The organism is Winogradskyella sp. HaHa_3_26, from assembly GCF_019278425.1.
Classification (GTDB): Bacteria; Bacteroidota; Bacteroidia; order Flavobacteriales; family Flavobacteriaceae; genus Winogradskyella; species Winogradskyella undariae.
In genome coordinates this window covers 3,398,621-3,412,482 of sequence record NZ_CP058981.1, presented here as the reverse complement: position 1 = coordinate 3,412,482, position 13,862 = coordinate 3,398,621, and the positions used below count along the sequence as shown (strand labels likewise).

Sequence of the window (13,862 nt, the reverse complement as noted above, 5' to 3'; positions counted from 1 at the left end):
TAGCCTAAAGTACTTATTAGAGCATAGGTTTTTTATTCTGCTGAGACAGCACGTTCTCTATTCTTATTCAAACTGTATTCAACATAAATCATTATAAGATTAAAACCAATAAAAGCAATGGGCTCAAAGTTAAAAGACTTATCATCCATACCGAGAAAATGAATAGACAACATTGTTATGGGCACTAAAGGAACTAATACAAATAATGATGCTATACCTATTGAAAACGATTTTATGACTCTAAATATATTTTCGACTACAAATACATCGGCATATTTAATCATACGATAAGTGACATTTAAAATAAAGAACAACAAAGCAATGTCTATACCTTTAAGGACTAAATTATCTTGTAGAAAATTAGAAAACACCAACCAATCTTTATAAATAAAATATAAAATAACCAAAATACATGCTAACAGCCTTGAATAAAATAAACCTTCATTTTTGTTAAGGATACAATGTAACGTTTTATTATTAATGTTACTTTTTACACGCTCCGGAATTCTTAAAAACGGATTTAAAACTCCTATAATACTAAATAGAATAGCAACATTAAATTGAAAAACTAAATCGTCGTAAAACCGATTGTAATAAGAGTTATTATATGAGGCTAAGTTAAATTGAGATAGAATGATATTTAATAGTATTAAAACAACTAGAAAAATATGAAAATACATAGGATTGTAAAAAACATTATGACCAGTGGATTGTAATCCACTTTTTCTAGAGTTAAGAATTTTAGTTAATATAGCCTGTGAGCTTCCTAAAATTTTAACTTTTTTCATCAAAAAAACAATACCGACTAGCATGAACACCAAGGCAAACGAAATAAAAACATAAAAGAGCATTATTTTGGGTTCCTGAAATACAATTGAGAGTATAATGACTAAACAAAATCCTCCCAATAAGATATAAAGTCCTTTACGAATTAAGTTGCTATTATTAATATCTCCTTTTTTTTCACTCATAAATACTGCCAAATTCACCAATTATATAAATAGTTACAATTTGATATTATATGATTATTCGTCAACTATTATTTTAAATAAAGCCAATCCCCTGAAGACATACGCCCCATAATTGAATCTTTAAATTTATTATTAACAATAAACAACCTCGTATCAATAGTTGGTTTTTTCATGGTATCAAACTCAACGTCGTTATCATTGATGGTTATTCCTATTTTGAGTAAGTTCTTTTTATTATTATACTTAGAATTTATAAGTATTAACCTATCATTTGTAAGCCAACTGTAATTATAATAATCTCCAAAAAAATTATATTTTGACACTTCTGGCTTGCCATGTTTTTTAACTAAATACGCTAACAATTCTTCAAACTCAGCATCACTATCGTCTTCACTTTGAGTAGAAAGGGCTATGAATTCTCCGTTGACACTTTTCATCATATCTATTTTATGAAAACTCATTTGATTAAAATCTGCTATAGAGTCATTTTGAGACCATGAAGTCATATTGTATTGTATACCGATAACTCTGTAAGGATCGTCCAAAATTTCATTATTTCGGTAATTTATGGTATCAATCTGTATATGTTTTATATCCCAAAACTCTACTAATTGATCACCAATCTCTTCCTTAGTTTTTCCGTTTAATATCTCATCTTTTTGCCTTTCAAAGATTTCATATTTTTCAATTTCACCTTCATAAAAATCGGAAACATTAAAACTTAAATTAAAACCTTCTAAGTCTAATTTGTCTTCACCCAATTTAGACTGTTGACATGACGTTAATATTGAGAGTATCATTAAGAAAAAAAAAGTACTTTTCATTTGGGCTTGTTTAAATAGGTTGGCTATAAAAATATAATACTAAGCGCTCAAAGTAAGCAACCAATCTATATTCGTCAGTGATGTCTTGATATTTGCTCCATTAATCTTATGGTAGCCAATTAAATTTTTACCCTTGCCAGTAAACAAATCCCATTTTAAAATTTTCAGAAGTATTTTTTCTATGATATTACGGCTAAAATCACCTTCTACTTTCTAGTAAATCCTAGTACTTAATTAGACTCAACATTTTTTTATACTCAAAGTTTTTATTTAAAAGGCTTAATAATAACTTCTTCCGTAATGCTTTCGTTCTCTTTTGTGTTACAATAAAACAACACCGCTTCAATATCACCATAATAACAGTTATTTATATAATAATGGTATTCAAAGTTAGTATCTGGTAACTGCTCCATGGCTTCCATGAGTTGTGCCTTTGTTGTAATCTCTTCAGTATCTACTTTATTTTGTATGGTTTTTATAATTTCTATAGTTTCTTTTAACTCTTTCATTGAGCTATCACTAAGTACTGGATGACTAGAACTAGAGATCACTTCTAAATTTTTCTTAGACTTATGTATAGCTCCAATTTGTTGTGAATCATCTAAGCTTAAAAATTCAGTGTTTTTTTGGGGCACTATAATCTGAACTTTATTTTCTTTAAAACGGACTTCAATACTTTCATCTCCTTCCGTTATTTTTTGATAAGCTTCAGTTATTTTATAGACTTTGAGTTTTGGGTATTCTATAGTCAAAGTCATTTTTAGCTCTACAATCTCTTTGATTGTATCGATTTCGAAACTTAAGTCATTAAACACGATTTCATCTTGTGAGCTAGAACCATCTTTATATGTAATGTTATGAATTGTAGTTTTAAAAGCTATATTAGAATATTCTTGATTAGCAAATAACATCAGGTTTTCAACATTTAAAATTAGCTGAACTATAGAACCATCCATTCCAAAAGATTGCTAAAAAGAGATGTCTTCTGAAATATTAACAATCAATGAGACTGCTTTTGGTTTATCAAATGTAGTCGTCGTCTCAAAACTTTCAGTTGTAAATTTTAGTTCGTCTTGATCATTATCTTCATTACATATAAAACCTCGTTTCCGTGTTTCATTTTCTATAATTGAAGGTGACCTATCTATAAAATCTTTTTGAGTTACTACAAATTCTTCAAAACTACTAGACTTTAATTCATTTATCAATTCTTGTTTAAGTGTTGGTCTTTGTGCATTGATGGATTGGTTTGTAAAACCAGAGACTGCGCATATTAAACCTATTTTAATAACATTCCTGAAATTGAGGATTTTATAGACAATGCTATTTCTGTTCGTATGTTTATTCATATTATTTTTTACTAGTTTTATCTTTATTTTAACTGATGATATGTAATGGTTTCTTTAGATTGGTCACAGCTGTGTTCTTTAATCTCTATAACGTCATTTTCAAATATTTTAGACTGAACACCACAGTAGGCATCACCTTTCATCGTTGAAGAATAAACAAGAATAGGTGCGTCATTTTTATTTAAAATTAAATAGGCCAAAAGCCTATGTTCTTTCCAATTCTGAACAATTACCAAGTGTTTATTTCCATTAAAATTATCCGTTATAAAATAATTATCATGCCTATTTTTTGTCGTATAAGTATATGGTATTTTATAAGTACTTAAATCTTCTTTTGTTATTTTTTCAGCCTCATGCATTTCATACATTATCGTAGGGAAATCTACAGTAAACACATAACATGGACTAAACCTTTGGTTTTCATAATTCTCTAAAAGTTTTTTTAAGCGACTGTTTTCTAATTTTAAATCTTGATGAGCTATATAATCTTCTACTATAATCTTATTTATTTTCCTCAAAGCACTACTATCTTTATGAAAATCCATAAATCTTAACTCAACAAGACCTCTGTCTATTAAACTTTTCAGAAAGGGTTGAGCATATTCTGGATTGTTTAAAAGTTTAAAATTTTTATGCACATCTTGTAACGTACTTAACATTTCGCTCTGCCTTTCTGCCTCTAATTCTAGCAATTCTGCTCGTTCTTCAAGTTGATGATTTTTTAAAAAATAAACACCTATTGCTGTGCCTATTAAGACACCAATAGCCAGTATGGTAAATGCTAGTTTATTTTTCATGTTAACAATTATTTTAAGAGATACAGCTTATATAATGAGGATACTTCACAATATGCTAAAAAAGCAATTGCTTATTATCTACAAATAATTTATAAAACATTGGTGTGTGGTAATGGTAACATTCACTTACGTGCATTGTTACAGTGTATAACAACAAGAATATATCTGTGATTTTAAAAATGAATTTCATTTCAATCCTATTTTAAATAAAATTAATGAAATGATGTTGTGACTTAAAGCTCCAATATATATTCACTAGTGTTCATTCTTTTTTTGATGCTTCTTTATGTGATGTAAGAGTTCATTTAAGGTATTTCCTTTTATAAAGTTTTCATTGATACGCATTGTAGCACCATCTAAAAATTTTAATTTCACCTTTCTAAACCGTAAATAGTTACTCCTTTTAGCATAAATAGCCAAAATAAAAAAGGCTCTATTAGACATTGAAAAATCTACGGATTTTATTTTAAAACTTACCAATGTACTCAATTTACGCTCTTTTGTAATAAGCCCTAAAAAACGATGAGTTTTAAAAAAATCATCTTCAATCTCGTAAGTTTTAATATTCCAAAGACCAAAAAAAACAACTATGACACCTAAAAAGCACCACCAAAAACTGATACTTTCTGTTTTAAAGAATTCAATATATAATCCTATGATTAATAAGATAACTCCAAGAATAATAGGCTCCAACTGAACGTTATAATCTATTTTAGTTTTTATATGCGTTTTGGTGACCTTCATTGATTATTTAAACTGGAGTGTTATATAATGATATTCATCGTTTTAAGAGTATACTACTTATACCTCGTTTTCTTTATCACTTTTCCCTTTTCGTTATATAACTTCCAAACGCCTTTCTTTTCTCCTCTTTCGTAGAACTTTTCTTCTTTTATGGTTCCGTTTTCAAAATATACTATCCACGGACCATCGGATTTAGAAAGCACATATTTTCCTGTTTTTTCAACTTTTCCATTTTCATGATATCTTATTAAAGTGGACGTACGTCCTTCTTTATAACTCACACCAATAAAGCTCTCCTTTAGAATATTACTTGGGTAGTAATACTCGTACTCCTCAAAAGAACCTAAGGCTTCACCTTTATTGTAATTTTGTTTTTGTTTTAGCTTACCATCTCTATTATAATAACTCCAAAGCCCATCTTTTTTATCCGCTTTATAATGGCCTTCTGCTTCTAATTGACCACCAGAATAATAGCGCTGATATAATCCTTCCAATTCACTATATTGGTTATAAGTGAGCTTCTTTTTAGTTTTAAACTCTCTTAATTGCCCGTTTTCGAAGAAATCTTTATTTATAGTAGTACCAAAAAAAGATTCATTTTCATTTAATGGATTTAGTAGTTTATCTTCTTGAATTATTATTGAAGATAGTTGCCCTTCATTTCTATAGTAATAGTCAATTCTTTTTGAAGGAAAACAACAATCACCAGAATAAATATCGTCGCTTACAATTTGTCCGGCTTCATTATACTCTTTCCAATTACCACTTTTAACGCCTTCTTTTCTATAGCTAACAGATTCTAATTGTCCGCTTTCGTAATATTCTTTTATCTCTCCATGTAAATTTCCTTTTTTATATGAAGCACTGAATTTTAATTGGCCATTTGGGTAATACATCTTTTTAGTACCTTCCTCTCTTAACGTATTATACGCTGTAACAGACTTTAGGTTTTTACTCTCTTTATAGTATTCCTTTTTGGTGTCGACATGAGATTCTTCATCAGAAAAATCAACTTTTTTTGTCAGTTTTCCTTTGCTGTCAAACGTTTTCCAAATACCAGTTTTAATACCATCTTGGTAAATTCCAGATTGGATAATAATTTTGTTTGAATCCATTTTACCTAAAGCAACCACTTTTTTATAATCTTGTAAGTAGGTTGTAAACTCTCCCATTAATTCTCCTTGATTATTGTAACTACCTTCTTCTAAAACATAGACTTCTGGATTAGCACCTTCTGTATTATAACTTTCTGGTGTGTATTTAAAAGCACCTACTTTTTCTCCGTTTACATAATTGTATTCATAAAACAACAAACCATCATCATTAAACTTTGCGTGCTTACCGTTTTTTATGCCTTTGGTATAATTTATGGTCTCTTTTAATTGACCCTTATAATCATAAAATTCTTGAGTGCCTTCTAACGTATCATTACGTTTGCGCTCTATTCTCTCTATGCTTTCATCATTATCCTTGTATGTTTTCTCAATGATATCACCTTCTGGAGTTTTTAATATTTTGGTGTCTACATCATTGTAATCACCATCTATTATGGTATACGTTTTCTTTAATTTCCCTGTTTTTAAATCATAACTTTTTAAGGTTCCGTTACCATTTTTTAAAGTTCCGTGATTTAACTTATGACCTTCTTTATCGAAAAATGAAAGTATATTATAAACTTTACCTTCTTTATAATTAGATGATTTATGCAACTGTCCGTTATTAAAAAAAGTTTCTGAAACTCCTGCTTTACGATCATCAATAAAACTTCCGGTATTTGCTACTCTTCCGTTTTCGTGATAATAAATAAAAACGCCATGCGCTTTGCCTTTATTAAAATTAAAAGTTCCACTTAATTTCTCTTGCGCATCAAACATCTTCCATTCTCCATGTTTTTGCCGTGGTAAAAGCCGACCAAAAAAGTCATATTTATTCTGTTTTAAAAAAGGACCTTTAGCAGATAGTTTTCCTTTTTCATCATAGAGCAATATGTCGCCTACCTCTAATGCGCCTTTAGTAAAAATGGTATCTGTGGTAAATATTGTTTTCTGTTTTATTACATCATTTTTATAATAGAGTAATTCTAAGTTTGCCTTGCCATAGACTTCATGGTCGATAACTTTAGTCTCTGAATGTTGTGCAAAACTCGCTGAGATGCTAAATGCAAACAGTAAAATGAAAAATATGTTTTTATTGCTGTTTTTTAATTTCATACGATTCTTTTTATCTAAAATTATTTACACAAAATTTGTTCTGCTAAAAGACTCACAACAAAACCTACTATAACCATAAGACCTGAAAAAACAGTAAAAAGTATAGAAACTATTGTTATAAAAATGGCTGACTATTTATTATTTCGAAATATGGTTTTTCACTTAATCGTAATACCTCGACCACCATATAAATGAACAGCAAACAAACTAAACTCTTCACCTAGTTCTTCTTTTTTTAACTTATATTTTTTGCTGTTTTCTATAATTAACTTCTTTATTTGGCTAGACTTAGACATTGCAATACCTGCAATTACAAAAACGGCAAGGATAATAACACCAACTATAGACAATTCCACGGTCATAATAGTATCATAAGTATCTATAGCATAACTATTACCTGCAATAAATATATTGTGGATTAAAACGAGTACAAATATGAGGGCAAAACATAGTTTTGCATAAGTTTCCATATCTATAGACGCCCCATAAAGGTCCATCATCTCTTGAGTTTTCTCCTTTGGTATAGCCTCTAAAGATTTTAATTCAATTTTTTCTGTAGTTTCATTTCCCATAATCTCGTTCTTTTGAGATATAAAAATAGAACAGGTAAGACTGATAAAAATTAGGCAATTAATATTTGATTGGGTTGAGTCTATATTCGTGAAATAAATTCACAAAATTCCATTATAGCTTTCTTTTAAATTAATTATGAATAGAATTGAGACTATTACATTGAAAACCAATATAGATATATCAAAGTGCTTTACCCTTTAATTAACTTAGAAACAAAATCATCTTTTCTACGTGAAGCTACAGGTATTTTTTCGCCACTCTTTAAATAGATATAACCATTTTTATCATATCTATCCACAAAAGTCATGTTTACAATATAAGATTGATGCGTTCTCAAAAAATCACCTTCTGGCAACTGACCTTCGTATTCTTTAATTGGTTTTGAGGCTAAATACGATCGTCTATCCGTTAAAAAAAATGTAGTATAACCTTTGTCTGATTTGCAATACAATAACTCTTTAAAATCAATAACCTGGTACCCTTCTTGCAAACTCAAAACCAGTTTGTTTTTGTCTTTGTTTATTAACTGATCTTTTACAATTTGAATTTGTTCTCCGAGTATAGACTTATCTGCAACTAGAGCCTTATCTATGGCTTGCTCTAGCTCATCTATATCTACTGGTTTTAAAATATAATCAATAGCACCATTTTTTATAGCTTGCAAAGCGTATTGCTCGTAAGCGGTTATAAATATGACCTGAAAATCTAAACTCCCAACTTGTTCTAAAAAATCGAAAGCATTACCATCTCGTAAATTGATATCCAAGAAAATAAGGTCTGGTTTACAAGCATTGGCTACCGTTACAGCCTCTTTTACAGACTCACATTCTCCTAAAATTGTAATATCCTTATCTAAACTATTTATCATAGCCAAAAGTCCTTTTCTAATGTATAATTCGTCTTCTACGATTAACGCTTTCATCATGCTGCTTATATTTTATACGGAATCATTAATGTTACTTGAGTTCCCTTTTCATTATATTTTTCTCTGTCTTCGAGAATAAGATTCGATTCGATTTTAAAATCTTTAGATAACATTTTTAAACGCTCTGAAGTAATCTTAGTGGCAAGCGAGTTTTTGTGGCTTTTAGTTATATTTTTGGTCGCATTTAGACCAATTCCGTTATCTTTTATGGTACAAACAAGCACATTGTTTTGGGCTGATAGATGTATTTTAATTTTAGGATCGTCTATCCGTTCTTTAAACCCATGCTCTATGGCATTTTCTATAAAAGGTTGAATTAACATAGGCGGAATAAGGATATCTTCCTCATTAACAGAATCATCAATTTCAACCTTATATTCAAACGGCTGTAATCGACTTAAATTCTGTAACTCTACATAACTTTGTAAAGCCAAAAGTTCTTCCTTTACAGCGACTAATTTTTCGCGAGAACTTTCTAAAATTAGCCTCAGTAATTTTGAAAATTTAGATAAATATTTAACCGCTTTTTTATCTTCTTTATTTAATACCATGCCTTGAATTACAGACAACGAATTAAAAATAAAATGAGGGGTCATTTGCGAGCGCAAAAGTTGTTGCTCTGTTACGGATTTCTCGTGAGCAGACTTCACGTTTTTATATTTAAAGTAGAAAATAGTACTTATAAAACCTATTAAAGCCAATAAGGACACTATAGTTCCCCAAAGTATTTGCCTATCAGACGCTCTAACCTTTTCCCTTAAGTGATCCTCTCTTCTATTAGAAGTCTCTAGTGCATCTATTTCTTCATTAATTTTTTTTCTATAGATATCTTCATTTACTTCTGAAATTAATTCTAAATAATGGGAAGCTTTATCATATTTACCCTGAATTTGATAAAGCTTAAAGTAATTAGTATAAATACCTTTTTGGGCTCTTAATGAACTGTCATTGTATAAAACGCTAGCGGCAGAATCTAAATATACTTTTGATTCTGCCCACTTCCCTTGATTCATATAAACAATTGAAACGTTAGAATAGTTTACATTTAATTTTTCTGTATTGCCTTTAGACTTATATTTTGCGATAGATTTTTTAAAATAGAATAAGGCTTCATCCCATTTTTCTAAACCCATAAGGGTTAAAGCATAGTTATTAGTAAACAAGCTTAAGTCTCTATATTTTGGTAAAGTAATTTTATTGTAAGTATCGTAAGCGTTCTGAAATTCTCCTGTATGATAATACATCATTCCCCATTTAAAACATAATTTTTGAAATTCAATGGAGTCTTGTTCTCTAAAAACCCGACTTGACTGTTCACAAAATATAACGCCAGATTTATAACCACCAGAATCAATTAAATTTTCGGCTTTTAAATTAAAGGCTTTTACTAAATTTGTTGTGTCTTTTGCCTCTAAACTTTTACCAATCATCTCATTAGAATAGATCAAACCATTAGCATATTGCTTATTACGTCCGTAAGATTTTGTTAATAAAAAATAGTCGCGTAATGTGAGTGGTTCATTAGATTCCTTCGCGGTTAAAATCTCTATAACTTTAGCATAGTCTTCATTTGTAAAAAGTTCTTCTACATTATTTTGTGCGTTCAATTGTGTTGCAAAAAGCAACGTAAAGAAACAGACTGTGAGATAATGTATTCTCACTTTTAAATTGGTTTTAATAACCATATAAGTTGATATTTCTTTAATTATCTCTATTAAAATTCTTTTTGTTTTAATTACCTAACGTTCTAAATAGAGTTGTAAACCTTTTGAGTGTTGTTTTTCTATACAACCTGCCAAATCTTGACGAATGGTATTCTAAAAAAATACTCTTCATTTCAAAACTATAAAAATACATTATTAATAGTTCTGTAATAAATAGGTTCAAGTATTCGTTTTTTAGATATAATCATATTAATTAGAAAATATTTGTTTCTGATTTTCCTGTTTTTAAAATATGGCAAATATTATTCTTGTTTTCATAAATATCTAAAGGCATTTTTTACGCAGTATCATTGACATATCTTTTTAGAATAATGTTGGATTTTTAAAGTCTCGTCTTTTATTTTATTTTATTTTAAGATTAAAAAAAGATTCACCAATAGTAAGATTATCTATTTCAATTTAGAATACAGTATATTTTCCTTCGTAGCTTGTTGTCCGTTACACGCAGAAAATAATGTAGTAAAAAGCACTAAAGTGACTATTGATTTTTTCATAAAATTGATTTACATATAAGCATTTATAGCGGTTTGTCCTTTTTTAAACTTTTTATAAGTCCAAAAAGCTAACCCAAGTGTTATTGCAGTACCTAATAAGATGGTGTTTAATGTTCCTAAATATTCTGCTACAGCAAGCATAATTTGCTTTAATCCTCGTCTCCTACCTGAAATAGTAACTCTTTTACCAGCTTCAATATCTTTAGCTGTCATCGCAATTGCCAATGTAAAAAACAAAGACACTAAAGTGTAAGTTGCTTGTTTTATCCAAGTCGATATTGACTTACTTTGTATAGTTTGTAGTGATAAATGATGGGTCTTAGCTATTATATATTGAAGTGTTTCTGTATATTCTTCAATAGAATTTAATTCTAAATAAGTTTTCTCTTTTTTCTCTTTTTCAACAAAGAAAAGTTGAATTCCATTTTCGTTTTCAAAAGGCACTATTTTAGTTATTTTAGAATAGGCAATAACATGTTGCGTATCTAAAAAGCCTTTCTTTTCAGCATTTATCTTTTCTAAAAATGCATCTTTTGTTTTGTAATCTTCATCCGACAGTTTTAAACTATCATCCGTAATTAAGATGTTTTTTATTAAAGTCGCTTTTGTATTAATTATAAACTTTTCCATTTTAGTTAAGTTTTACAGATTCTTGTTGTTTCAATTTTTCTAAAATCACAAAAGCAACTGTCGCTGATATTAAAACGGCAGGTATCATAACAACTAAAATACCATCACTGTCTACATCAAAAAATGCAAATGCAATGATGAAAATTAATATTTCAATGGCAAACCAAGATATAAATGTAGCTGCGATCCACTTACCTGGTTTAATCCCTTTTTCTTCTGCTATTTTTTTTATTTGCCTAGCAAAATAACTCAGTGCTAAAATTTCTAACATAATATTTATTTTATTTTAATACAATGTTACAATACTATGAGTGCGGTTTAAAGCATCAACATTTATTCGCTAGAGAATAGTTAATATCTGTCCTTAATTTCTCTACAATTTAGAATGATGTGAATATAATTGTTAGCCTACGAATTTCATTTCTTAGTGTGTATTCTTTTTTTGTTGCTTTTTTTATAATTTGTAGTAGTTGATTAAGTTTATTTCCTTTTATAAAGTTTTCATTAATTTGTATTGTATCACCGTATATGAATTTTAATTTCACTTTTCTGAAAAGCAGACAGTTACTCCTTTTGGCGTAAATGACTAAAATGAAAAGAGCGGAAGGTGAAGATGCCATATCTATGGCTTTTATTTTAACTTGCCATTGTACTCCTAGTTTTTAATCTAAATGTATTTGGAACTATTTTGACATCAACCTTAATTTTAATTATATTTTTTGATGTTGTAGGTTGTAATAAGAATGATTGTCTTTTATGAAACTAAAAAAGTAATAATTTGTGAATTCAATTTTTCTAGAATCAGTAATAACGTTATTGTTATTGAGCAGGCCAATTCTAAATTTTGAAGAGTGATATTGATTAAGAAGTATTGCTGGTAAAAAATACCCTTTTCTGTTTTGTTCAAAATAACCCTTTTTAATTTTACCTTTAATTAGGTAAGACTTTATATAGGTCTCATTGACATGCAATGTGGCACTAATTCTTTTTTTATTAATGACTTTTAAGGTAATATAGTAACATGGTTTTTCTTCCAATTTCATGTTGTAAATAATCCTAGATTCCTTGCTTTTAAAATAAGAACCCCAAAAATAATCTAAGTATCCAGCGCTTTCAGCTTCATTATTCTCATAAGTTCCATCGAGTAAGTGTAAATTTTCTTTCGTTAATTCTATTTTGTTTTCAATAACTTCAGTTTGCTTTAATGTAGCGCAAGAAGAGGCTAATACTATTATACACAGATATGGTAAAAGTTTATGTATTGGCATTTTAAAATTTATTTTTGTTTTATGGTTTATAGTACTAGTGAAGTAAATCAACCATTACTGTTTTATAAATAGTATGACTAAATACAATAGAACTGTTGGGTAACATATTTAAATTTACCAAACCTGTTTGTTCTCTATTGAGAGTAATGCTTACATTCTTGATGGTGTTTTCGGAATCCATTAAATAAGATTTTGGTATTTTATATTCACCATGTTTTGTTTTTAACGAATCTATGGTAACACCATCATAGGCATTAGATGTAATATTATCTGCTGGCTTAGGCTTTTCAATGAATTTATTAAATTTTAATTGATGTGGAGTAAGAAGGTTTGTCCATTTTATACGCATACTGTTTGCATCATAAATCGTATCTGGTATTTCAAATTTTGTTAGATTATATGCTTCATTTGGTTTTATAAAAGCCAGTGCATGTTTGGTGCTGTCTGGTAATATAATTTCAAAATAGTAAGATGCTTTTTTAGATAAACTATCCGTAGTATAGAATGATGTTTTTGTGTAATACAATTCATCTTTCACATACAATTCCATAGGTATATTGTTGACCAGAATTTTTACTTCGTCATTAATAATTTGCTTATCTCCATCAGATAGGGAAACTTTAATCCTCCTTAAATCCTCTTTTTTATTATTGGTTTCTATTAGGATAGTTGCTTTATATTTAGACAAGTCATTTACAGCTTTGCCTCCAAGTGTTGAAACATCACAACGACTAAAAATCAGTAATAAAAGTAATAGCTTTAAATTTTTCATTTCTAAATGTATGATGAATAACTGTATTTAATATTAGGTACTATAAACTACTAAACCTATCGCTAAAGCAACTATCGTAATTGTAAAATAAATTAGAGCTGTAACCATTTTACCAGAAAGTTTATTATTTGTTTTATCTCCTAGTTTTCTTAATACTTTTTTTTCGCTCTTAGAGTATAAAAAATGTTCCTTAAAAAAACCACTAAACACCAACAGGACTATAAAAACACCAGCAAGTATCTTCTTAATCGGTAGCGTATTTAAAAAATCTTCCATAGCTTTTGATCTGTTTAAACAATAAAATTCAAATTAAACATTATACAATTCTGGATTGTATGTAAAAAACCCATAAATAAACAGTAACACTGCTAAAAACGATATAAAACCAAATACTATCCGTACCCTTTTTCGTCCAAAAACGTCTATATAATAGGCAATATTAAAATAACCACCTCCTGGTTCTAAAACCCAATCCCAATCTAAAATAAGTCCAATAATTATAAATAGAAATGCAGCTGCACCTAATAAGTAACCATATTCTGGATTAAGCGCCATAAAATTTGTAAATTCTTCTACCATAG

16 protein-coding genes are annotated in these 13,862 nt (G+C 28.8%); all 16 read right to left on the bottom strand.

The window, feature by feature from the left end:
- Nucleotides 1-32: 32 nt before the first annotated feature.
- Nucleotides 33-788 (bottom strand): hypothetical protein, encoded by a 756-nt coding sequence (locus H0I32_RS14765; RefSeq protein WP_218747082.1) that lies wholly within the window; start codon nt 786-788, stop codon nt 33-35.
- 251 nt (nt 789-1,039) lie between these two features.
- A complete protein-coding gene (locus H0I32_RS14760; protein ID WP_179314290.1) occupies nt 1,040-1,795 on the bottom strand; it encodes a hypothetical protein in 756 nt (251 codons plus the stop codon).
- Between the two features lie 266 nt (nt 1,796-2,061).
- A complete protein-coding gene (locus H0I32_RS14755) occupies nt 2,062-2,751 on the bottom strand; it encodes a hypothetical protein (protein WP_179314291.1) in 690 nt (229 codons plus the stop codon).
- A gap of 12 nt (nt 2,752-2,763) precedes the next feature.
- A complete protein-coding gene (locus tag H0I32_RS14750; RefSeq protein ID WP_179314292.1) occupies nt 2,764-3,144 on the bottom strand; it encodes a hypothetical protein in 381 nt (126 codons plus the stop codon).
- A gap of 23 nt (nt 3,145-3,167) precedes the next feature.
- Nucleotides 3,168-3,941 carry a hypothetical protein gene (locus H0I32_RS14745; protein ID WP_179314293.1) on the bottom strand — a complete coding sequence of 258 codons (774 nt, stop codon included), beginning with the start codon at nt 3,939-3,941 and terminating at the stop codon, nt 3,168-3,170.
- Nucleotides 3,942-4,196: 255 nt separating this feature from the next.
- Nucleotides 4,197-4,685 (bottom strand): hypothetical protein, encoded by a 489-nt coding sequence (locus H0I32_RS14740; RefSeq protein ID WP_179314294.1) that lies wholly within the window; start codon nt 4,683-4,685, stop codon nt 4,197-4,199.
- Nucleotides 4,686-4,738: 53 nt separating this feature from the next.
- Nucleotides 4,739-6,895: a toxin-antitoxin system YwqK family antitoxin gene (locus H0I32_RS14735; RefSeq protein WP_179314295.1), complete on the bottom strand. Its 2,157-nt coding sequence runs from the start codon at nt 6,893-6,895 to the stop codon at nt 4,739-4,741.
- Between the two features lie 158 nt (nt 6,896-7,053).
- Entirely contained in the window at nt 7,054-7,467 is a 414-nt protein-coding gene (locus H0I32_RS14730) for a hypothetical protein (RefSeq protein WP_179314296.1), read from the bottom strand.
- A 191-nt stretch (nt 7,468-7,658) separates the two neighbouring features.
- Nucleotides 7,659-8,393 (bottom strand): LytR/AlgR family response regulator transcription factor, encoded by a 735-nt coding sequence (locus tag H0I32_RS14725; protein WP_173588605.1) that lies wholly within the window; start codon nt 8,391-8,393, stop codon nt 7,659-7,661.
- 5 nt (nt 8,394-8,398) lie between these two features.
- A complete protein-coding gene (locus H0I32_RS14720; RefSeq protein WP_173588604.1) occupies nt 8,399-10,000 on the bottom strand; it encodes a histidine kinase in 1,602 nt (533 codons plus the stop codon).
- Between the two features lie 620 nt (nt 10,001-10,620).
- Nucleotides 10,621-11,241, bottom strand: coding sequence for a hypothetical protein (locus H0I32_RS14715; protein WP_173588603.1), 621 nt, complete (start codon nt 11,239-11,241; stop codon nt 10,621-10,623).
- A gap of 1 nt (nt 11,242) precedes the next feature.
- Entirely contained in the window at nt 11,243-11,512 is a 270-nt protein-coding gene (locus H0I32_RS14710; protein ID WP_173588602.1) for a hypothetical protein, read from the bottom strand.
- 439 nt (nt 11,513-11,951) lie between these two features.
- A complete protein-coding gene (locus tag H0I32_RS14705) occupies nt 11,952-12,509 on the bottom strand; it encodes a hypothetical protein (RefSeq protein ID WP_173588601.1) in 558 nt (185 codons plus the stop codon).
- A 34-nt stretch (nt 12,510-12,543) separates the two neighbouring features.
- A complete protein-coding gene (locus H0I32_RS14700) occupies nt 12,544-13,281 on the bottom strand; it encodes a hypothetical protein (RefSeq protein WP_173588600.1) in 738 nt (245 codons plus the stop codon).
- A gap of 33 nt (nt 13,282-13,314) precedes the next feature.
- Nucleotides 13,315-13,557 carry a hypothetical protein gene (locus H0I32_RS14695; protein ID WP_179314297.1) on the bottom strand — a complete coding sequence of 81 codons (243 nt, stop codon included), beginning with the start codon at nt 13,555-13,557 and terminating at the stop codon, nt 13,315-13,317.
- 33 nt (nt 13,558-13,590) lie between these two features.
- The gene (locus H0I32_RS14690) at nt 13,591-13,860 is read right to left on the bottom strand and encodes an immunity 17 family protein (protein WP_179314298.1); all 270 of its coding nucleotides are present in this window, start codon (nt 13,858-13,860) and stop codon (nt 13,591-13,593) included.
- Between the last annotated feature and the right edge of the window lie 2 nt (nt 13,861-13,862).